The organism is Streptomyces sp. NPDC003691 (assembly GCF_053981115.1).
This window is the reverse complement of record NZ_JBSFNQ010000167.1, coordinates 1-7,990: the sequence shown is the minus strand read 5'-3', so window position 1 is coordinate 7,990 and position 7,990 is coordinate 1. Positions and strand designations below refer to the sequence as shown.

General features: G+C 75.6%; 6 protein-coding genes. 5 read left to right on the top strand and 1 reads right to left on the bottom strand.

What is annotated here, in order from left to right; genetic code table 11:
* The 5 genes from ACWDR0_RS34075 to ACWDR0_RS34055 form a co-directional block, all read left to right on the top strand.
* Positions 1-1,317, top strand: a 1,317-nt coding sequence (locus tag ACWDR0_RS34075; protein WP_456355710.1) for an aldehyde dehydrogenase family protein, incomplete at its 5' end; no start/stop codon positions are given.
* A 150-nt stretch (positions 1,318-1,467) separates the two neighbouring features.
* The gene (locus ACWDR0_RS34070) at positions 1,468-1,917 is read left to right on the top strand and encodes a DoxX family protein (protein ID WP_456355709.1); all 450 of its coding nucleotides are present in this window, start codon (positions 1,468-1,470) and stop codon (positions 1,915-1,917) included.
* A gap of 2 nt (positions 1,918-1,919) precedes the next feature.
* On the top strand, positions 1,920-2,282 hold the full coding sequence (locus tag ACWDR0_RS34065) for a DoxX family protein (RefSeq protein WP_456355708.1): 363 nt from the start codon (positions 1,920-1,922) through the stop codon (positions 2,280-2,282).
* Positions 2,283-2,421: 139 nt separating this feature from the next.
* Positions 2,422-3,876: an FAD-binding oxidoreductase gene (locus tag ACWDR0_RS34060; RefSeq protein WP_456355707.1), complete on the top strand. Its 1,455-nt coding sequence runs from the start codon at positions 2,422-2,424 to the stop codon at positions 3,874-3,876.
* A 16-nt stretch (positions 3,877-3,892) separates the two neighbouring features.
* The gene (locus ACWDR0_RS34055) at positions 3,893-5,650 is read left to right on the top strand and encodes a methyltransferase domain-containing protein (protein WP_456355706.1); all 1,758 of its coding nucleotides are present in this window, start codon (positions 3,893-3,895) and stop codon (positions 5,648-5,650) included.
* Here the strand turns inward: ACWDR0_RS34055 and ACWDR0_RS34050 are convergent.
* The gene (locus ACWDR0_RS34050; protein WP_456355705.1) at positions 5,625-7,730 is read right to left on the bottom strand and encodes an MMPL family transporter; all 2,106 of its coding nucleotides are present in this window, start codon (positions 7,728-7,730) and stop codon (positions 5,625-5,627) included. The two genes, ACWDR0_RS34055 and ACWDR0_RS34050, sit on opposite strands and share 26 nt — an antisense overlap.
* Positions 7,731-7,990 lie beyond the last annotated feature (260 nt).

Sequence of the window (7,990 nt, the reverse complement as noted above, 5' to 3'; positions counted from 1 at the left end):
GTCCGTACCTCGGTCGCCGCGGGGGCGGCCGCCCAGCCCGGCTGGGCGGACCGCCCGGCGGCCGAGCGGGCCGCCGTGCTGCGCCGCGCCGCGGCCGGACTGGAGCGGCACTCCGCGGAGATCGCCGGCTGGCTGGTCCGCGAGGGCGGCGCCACCCGGGCCAAGGCGGACTCCGAACTCCGGGCGGTGCGGGACGAGTTATGGGCCGCGGCCGCCCTGCCCACCGCCCCGTACGGCACCCTGCTGCCGTCCGACGACGGCTCGCGCAGCCTGGCCCGGCGGGTACCGGTCGGCGTGGTCGGGGTGATCAGCCCGTGGAACTTCCCGCTGCTGCTGGCCGTACGCGCACTCGCCCCCGCACTCGCCCTCGGCAATGCGGTGGTCCTCAAACCGGATGTGCGGACCGCGGTCTCCGGCGGGGTCGTCATCGCCCGGCTCTTCCAGGACGCCGGACTGCCGCCCGGGCTGCTGCATGTGCTGCCGGGCGGCGCGGACACCGGGGCCGCGCTCACCGAGGACCCCGGCACGGACATGATCGCCTTCACCGGGTCGACGGCGGTCGGCCGCGAGGTCGGCGCCACCGCCGGGCGCCTCCTCAAACGGGTCTCGCTGGAACTGGGCGGCAACAACGCCCTGATCGTGCTGGCGGACGCCGATCTCGACGCCGCGAGTTCCGCCGGTGCCTGGGGCTCCTTCCTGCACCAGGGGCAGGTCTGTATGACGACGGGCCGGCACATCGTGGTGGCCGGGGCCGCCGAGGAGTACACGGAGCGCCTGGTGCGGCGGGCCGAGCGGCTGACCGTCGGGGACCCGGCGGCCGGGAACGTCGCGCTGGGGCCGGTGATCGACGCGAACCAGCTCCGCCGGATCGACCGGATCGTCCGGGACTCGGTCGCCGCGGGCGCCGTCCTGCGGTGCGGCGGCACCCACGACGGCCCGTTCTACCGGCCGACCGTACTGACCGGGGTCACCCGCGAGATGCCCGCGTTCCGGGAGGAGATCTTCGGCCCGGTCGCCCCGGTGATCACCGTGGCGGACGAGGAGGAGGCCGTGGCCGTCGCCCGGGACAGCGAGTACGGGCTGGTGGCCGCCGTCCAGACGGGTTCCGCGGCCCGTGGTCTGGCCCTGGCGGCCGGACTGCGCACCGGCATCGTCCATATCAACGGGCAGACGGTGAACGACAACGCCTTCGTGCCCTTCGGGGGCCGCGGCGCCTCGGGCAACGGCACCCGCTTCGGCGCCGGGCACAGCTGGGACGAGTTCACCGAATGGCAGTGGCTGACCGTGCGCGAAACCGCGCCGCAGTACCCGTTCTAGGCCGTCTCTTTCGGATCTTGCCGGGCTCGCGTGCCCTGCCGTCCCGCCCGGATCCCGTAAGCCGTCCCCCTCCGGATCCCGCAGTCCCCGCCGGATCCCGCCGGGCTCCCCGGCCCCGGTCCGGAAAGCCCCCACTCAAGGAGTACCCCTGTGGAGAACATACGCGCGGCCGCCCTGCTGGTGGCCCGGGTGGTCCTGGGCATCGTGTTCATCGCCCACGGCAAGCTCAAGCTCGAACACGCCGACCAGGGCCCGGAGTCGTTCGAGAGATTCGACATCCCGCTGCCGGAGGTCGCCTTCTGGTTCACCGCCCTCGTCGAGGTCGTCGGCGGCGGCGCGTTCATCGTCGGACTCGCGCTGCCGGTCGTCGGGGCGCTGTTCGCGACCGTGACCCTGGGCGCACTGTTCTACGTCCACGAGGCGAACGGCTTCTGGGCCGAACGCGGCGGCTACGAGTACGTCCTGGTGCTGGCGGCCGTCTCGGTGGCCCTGGGGTTCACCGCCCGCCGCTGGTCGCTCGACGAACTCCTCGTCGCCCGGTACCTCCGCCGCCCGGCGGACCGGACCGGCGGCGGCAGCGGCCCGGGAACGGGGGCCTGACGGTGGACACGGCACTGTGGCTGGTCTCCGGCGGGCTCGGCCTGCTCTATCTGACGGCCGGGCTGACGAAGGTGATCCGCAGCCGGGACAGCATGCTCAGACACGAGGCCCTCGCCTGGATGAACGACTACTCCCCCGCAGCCGTCAAGGCGATCGGGGCGCTGGAGGTACTGGGCGGTATCGGCCTCGTACTCCCCTGGCTGACCGGCGTCGCACCGGTCCTGACACCGCTCGCGGCGACCGGGCTCACGGCCCTCCAGATCGCCGCGGGCCTCGTCCACCGGCGGCGCCGCGAGCCGGTCCGGGACAACGTCGTCCTGACGGCGCTGGCGGCCTTCGTCGCCGTCGGCCGCTTCGCCGCCTGACCGCACATCCCCCACGCCCGACCCCGCCCGTACGGCCCCGGCCGCACACGGAGCCCGTGCGGGCCGAGCGCACGACAGGGCACCCGAGAGCACACCCGACAGCACACACACGGACCATCCGCGCGTACGAGAGGACGACATGCACGACATCGCAACCGAGGGGAAGAACGTGGACTGGGGGACGCTGGGTTCACTGATCCGCGGCGATCTGGTCCTGCCCGGCGCCGGCGCCTACGACACGGCCCGGCAGCTCCAGCTCGCCGAGTACGACACCGTACGGCCCGGGGCCATCGCCTACTGCGCCGCCGAATCGGACGTCCGGGCCTGTCTGGCGTTCGCCCGGGAGCACGGTGTCCACGCGGTGGCGCGCAGCGGCGGCCACTCCTTCGCGGGCTGGTCCACCACGCCCGGTCTGGTGGTGGACCTGTCGCGGATGGACCATGTCGTGGCCACCGGCCCGACGGTCCGGATCGGCCCCGGAGCCCAGTCGGTGGACGTCGTGGACGCCCTCGCGCCCCACGGCCTCCAGGTCGCCACCGGTATCTGCCCGAGCGTCTGCGCCGGCGGCTATCTCTCCGGAGGCGGCAACGGCTGGCAGGCCCGGAAGTACGGGGTGGCCAGCGACCGGCTGGTGTCCGCCCGGGTGGTCCTCGCGGACGGCCGGGCGGTGCGCTGCTCCGCCGAGGAGGAGCCCGAGCTGTTCTGGGCGCTGCGCGGCGGTGGCGGCGGGAACTTCGGCGTGGTCACCGACTTCGAGGTACGTCCGACGCAGGTGCCGCTGATGACGAACTTCACCGTGATGTGGGGCTGGGACCAGGCGCTGGACGTCCTCACCCAGTGGCCGCGGTGGATCGCCGCGGCCCCGCGCGAGATCTGCGCCGAGGTCGGTGTCTTCCTGCCCGACGCGGACCCGTCGGCGGTCCCGATGGTGATGATGATCGGCGCGTATCTCGGGCCGCGCGCCGAGGCGGAGAAGGCGCTCTCCGGACTGTTCGCCGCCCCCGGGGCGGCGCCGCAGCTCCCCGGCGTACAGGACGAACTGCCGTATGCCGACGCGATGATGCAGCTCTTCCGTACGGAGGGGATGTCGCCCCGGCAGCGCCGCCGGGTCGGCGACAACCCCGAGGCGCAACTGCCGCGCCAGGGCTTCATCCGGGAGCGGCACCGGCTGCTGGGCGCCCCGCTGCCGGACACCGCGCTCGCCGACGCCCTCGCGGCCTTCGACGCCGACCGGCGGGCGGGTGAGCTGCGGTACTTCGCGTACCACGCTCTGGGCGGGGCCATCAACGACCTGGCCCCGGACGCGACCGCGTATGTCCACCGGGACACCGAACTGCTGGCCAAGTTCGCCCTCAGCGGCGACCATCCGCCGGCCGGCGAGGAGGCCGAGGCCGCCGCCCGGGCCTGGGTGGACCGCGGTTTCGACATCATCGACCCGCACTCCAACGGCCACTGCTACGTCAACACCCCGGACCCCGATCTGGCGGACTGGCGGCACGCCTACCACGGCACCAACTACGCCCGGCTGACCGAGGTCAAGAAGGCGTACGACCCCGACAACCAGTTCCGGTTCCCGCAGAGCATCGGCAGCTGAGAACGGAGGCGGACCCGTGGTCCCCGAACGGATCGACGAGCTGTGCTCGGCCCCCGCCGACCGGCTGCCCGGTGCACTCCGCGCACTGTCCGACCTGCTCGGGGACGGCGGCGGAGCAAGCGAGAACGGCGGCGGGGGCGGCAGCCGGGGCGGGGACAGTGCCCCGGGGGCCGCGGCGGTGGCCCGGCTGACCACGGCGCTGCCCACCGCCCCCGCCTTCCGGCAGCCGCATCTGGTGCTCGCGCTGGGGCTGCTCGCCGATACCGGCGACCCCGCGGTCACCACCGCCCTGCGGAAGGGGCTGGACGGCTACCTGGCACTCGTGCCCGGGGCCGGCCGGCCCCTGCTGCGGGCGCTGCTCTATCTCCTCGGGCACTTCCCGGACGACCGGCGGCGGATCCTCGCCGCCTTCGACGGGCCCGGCCCGGGCACAGCCCTCGACGGCCCCGGCCCGGACGCGGCCTCCGGCGGGCCCGGCCCAAGCACGGCCTCCGACGGCCCGGGGCCGAGCGGGGCCTCCGGCGGCCCAGGCCCCCACTCGCCGTCCAGCACTCCCCGCCCGGACGCGGCCTCCGGCGGGCCCGGCCCAAGCACGGCCTCCGACGGCCCGGGGCCGAGCGGGGCCTCCGGCGGCCCAGGCCCCGACTCGCCGTCCAGCACTCCCCGCCCGAGCGCGGCCTCCGACTGCCCCCGCCCGAGCCCTGACGAACGGAGCCGGCTGGACCGTTCGCTGAGCGCCTTCGACCCGCGGCGCCCGGTGATCGGACGGGTCTGGCCCGCACCGCTGGCCTGGTCCCTGGACGAGGAGGAAAGCGACCGGCATCTGGCATGGGTCCGTACCCTGCCCGCCGGTGCGGCCGCGGCCACCTGGCAGAACGACACCCGGACCCTGCACGCCTACGCCGGGGCGAAGGCCCTGTGGACCGCCGAGCACGGGCTCGGCCCGGACCTCGGAGAGCCCGCGGTCCGGGCCCCGGCCGTGCCCCGGGCGCCCGCCGGGGCGGCCGCCGCGGCCCGGTCCGGGCTGACCGCCGCCCTGCGCTGCCCGTCCTGCCGGTCGCCCCTGGAGGACGGCGGCGGACGCGTCCGCTGCACCGGCTGCGCGTCCGTCTACCCGGAGTCCGGCGGCTTTCTGGACCTGGGCTCCGACACCGGACCGGGCGAGGCGGTGTCCTGGGCCCCGGCCGCCCGCTACGAGCGGATGCTCCGCCCCGCGGTGCTCCGGCTCACCGGCGGCAACTGGGACGGCGCCCTCACCCCGGCCGGGGAGGACGCCTTCCTCCGCGAACAGGTGCGGCCGGTCGCCGGGCCGGTGCTGGACGCGGGCTGCGGGCCGGGCCGCTGGACCGCCGTGCTCGCCGCCGCGTTCGGCCAGGAGCGGATCGTCGCGCTGGACCGCTCGCCCACGATGCTCGGCCTGCTCGGACGGTCCCTCCCGGACACCGTCCGGATCGCCGGGGACGCCGGGGACCTGCCGTTCGCGGACGCCTCCCTGGGCGCGGCCGTCCTGTGGAACACCCTTCAGGCCCTGCCCGATCCGGCGCGGGCCGTCGCCGAGGCGGGCCGCTGTCTGCGCCCCGGCGGTACGTTCACCCTGCTGACCTTCCGTACGGCCGCCGATCCCGTCCACGCCCTTTTCCAGCGGCGGCTGACGGTGCGGACCTTCGCGGACGGCGAGGTCGAAGGCTGGCTGCGGGATGCCGGGCTCACCGTGACGGCGCGGCGGGAGCCCGGCACGCTCCTGCTGCTCAGCGCGGTGCGGGCGGCCCGCTGACCGTGCCCCGGGGGCCCGGTACGCCGGGCTCCCGGGGCGCCCTGCAGGTGAGCCGCAGGACGGCGGGCAGCACCAGGGCCCGTACGACGGTGTCCGCCACCAGGGCCACGACCAGTCCGACACCGATGACTTTCACCATCGACACGCTGTTGACGGCGTACCCGGAGACCATGACCAGCAGCGCCAGTGCCGCCGCGGTGGTGACCGGACCGGTCCGGCGCAGCCCGGCCGTCACCGCCGCCGCCGGGTCGCCGGTCCGCAGCCGCTCCTCCCGGACCCGGGCCAGCAGGACCACCGTGGACGCTGCCGAGAGTGCGTACCCGACGGCCAGTACCAGTACGGGACGGATGGCGTCGGTGGCCCCGGTAGGGGTGAAGTCCAGGGGGCCGGAGAGCGGTTCGCTCTGGAAGACCAGGACCACGGCGCCCGCCGCGGCGGCGGCGGAGAGCGCTCCGGCGGCGACGGACAGCGCCGCCGCCCGCAGCGACCGGAGGGCGAACAGCGCTACGGCGAAGGTCGCCCCGGCCACCAGCAGCAGCGCCCGGGGCAGGATCCGGCCCATATCGTCGTGGAGATCCACCAACTCCGCGGTCACTCCCCCGGCCAGCGCCTCACCGCCCGGGGGCGGCGGCACCTCGCGCACCTTCCGCACCAGCGCGCGGGCGGCGCCGGAGGTCGACTCCCCGGTGTAGTGCACCCGGAGCAGGGTGGATTGGCCGCGCCGCGCCACCGGTTCGGCCAGGGTGACCCCGGGGACCTTCCGTACCCGCTCGGTGTACGCGGCCGTCGCGGCCGGTGCCGCGCCGGACACCAGGACGTTCACGGTGTCCGGGTCCCCGCCGGGAAAGCCGCTGCGGATCCGCTCGGCCACCGTACGGCTCTCGGTGCCCGCGGGCAGCACGCGTTCGTCGGGCCCGCTGAAGACGGCGCCGGCGGCCGGGGCGGCGAGCAGGACCAGCAGCGCCACCGGGACAAGGGCGTACGGAACGGGGCGGCGGCCGACGGCACGGGCGAGCCGCGCCCACGGCCCGGAGTCCGCCCCGGTGCCCCGCGCTCCTCGCCGTATCCGGATCCGGCCCGTGTCGGCCCGCCCGCCCAGGACGGCGAGGAGCGCGGGCAGCAGGGTCAGGGCCGCGAGCGCGGCGAACAGTGCGACGGCGACGCCCCCGTAGCCCATCGAGCGCAGGAACGGCTGGGGGAAGAGGAGCAGGGCGGCCGGCAGGGAGGCGGCGGCCAGGGCGGAGAGGGCGACGGTCCGGCCGGTGGTCCGCAGGGTGGCGGCGAGTGCTTCCCGGGGCGGGGCGCCGCCGGCCCGCTCCTCGCGGAAGCGGGCCAGGACGGTCAGCGAGTAGAGGACGGCCAGCCCCAGCCCGAGGAGCACCACGATGTTCACCGTGAAAATCGACACCTCGGTGACGAGGGTGAGCAGCCGGACGGCCGCGAAGGCGCCGCAGACCGCCATGATCGTGAGCACCAGCGGGGTCACAGCGGCCACGGCGCCGAAGACGGCCACCAGGAGCAGCAGCAGCACCGGCAGGGTGACCGCCTGGGCGACGGCGAGATCGCCGTCCGCATGCTCGTTGACCGCGGCCTCGACGGCCTCGGTGCCGCCGGTGCGGGTGGTCAGCCCCGGTATCGCCAGCGCGCCCTCGATACGCCGGAACCCGTCGGCCCGAGCTTCCATATCGCGGCCGCGGAGGGTGACGACCAGGTGTTGGGCGTACCGGTCGGAGGAGACGAGCGCGGACGAGCGGGTGTCGTAGGCGGTCTCCACCCGGGCCACCTCGGGCCGCTGCCGCAGCTCGCGGGCCTTCGCCAGGACCTGTTCCCGGACGGCCGGTTCGTCGGCGATGGCGGTCCGCGAGGAGTAGAGCACCAGGATGTCGGAGCGGTGGGGCCCGAGTTCGCGGTCGATGCGTTCGGCGGCCCGGGCGGATTCGCTGCCGGGGTTGGTGAACCCGCGGCTGAGTTCACCGACCGCCCCGGCGCCCCAGGCTCCGGCGACGGCGAGGAGCACCAGGGCCGCCCCGATCACCCGCCACGGGCGGTCCAACACGAGCCGGCCGAACCGTCCGGGCATCCCTGCTCCTTCGTTCGCTGTGACGGACGTACACAACCCGGGTCCCGGCACCCGGCACCCGGGACGGCCGTTCTCCGGGCCCGGGGCCTTCCGGCGGATTCCCCCGGGCCTTCATCGGGCGAACGCCGCGCCGGGCCTTCCCGGACGGGCACGCCGCCCCGCACGCCAACCGGGCCGGGGCGTCCCTGCGGACTCCCCGCACCTTCGGCACCCCGGGCCCGCCGCAGGCGTCCCGTACCGGATATCCCGCCGGACGGCCC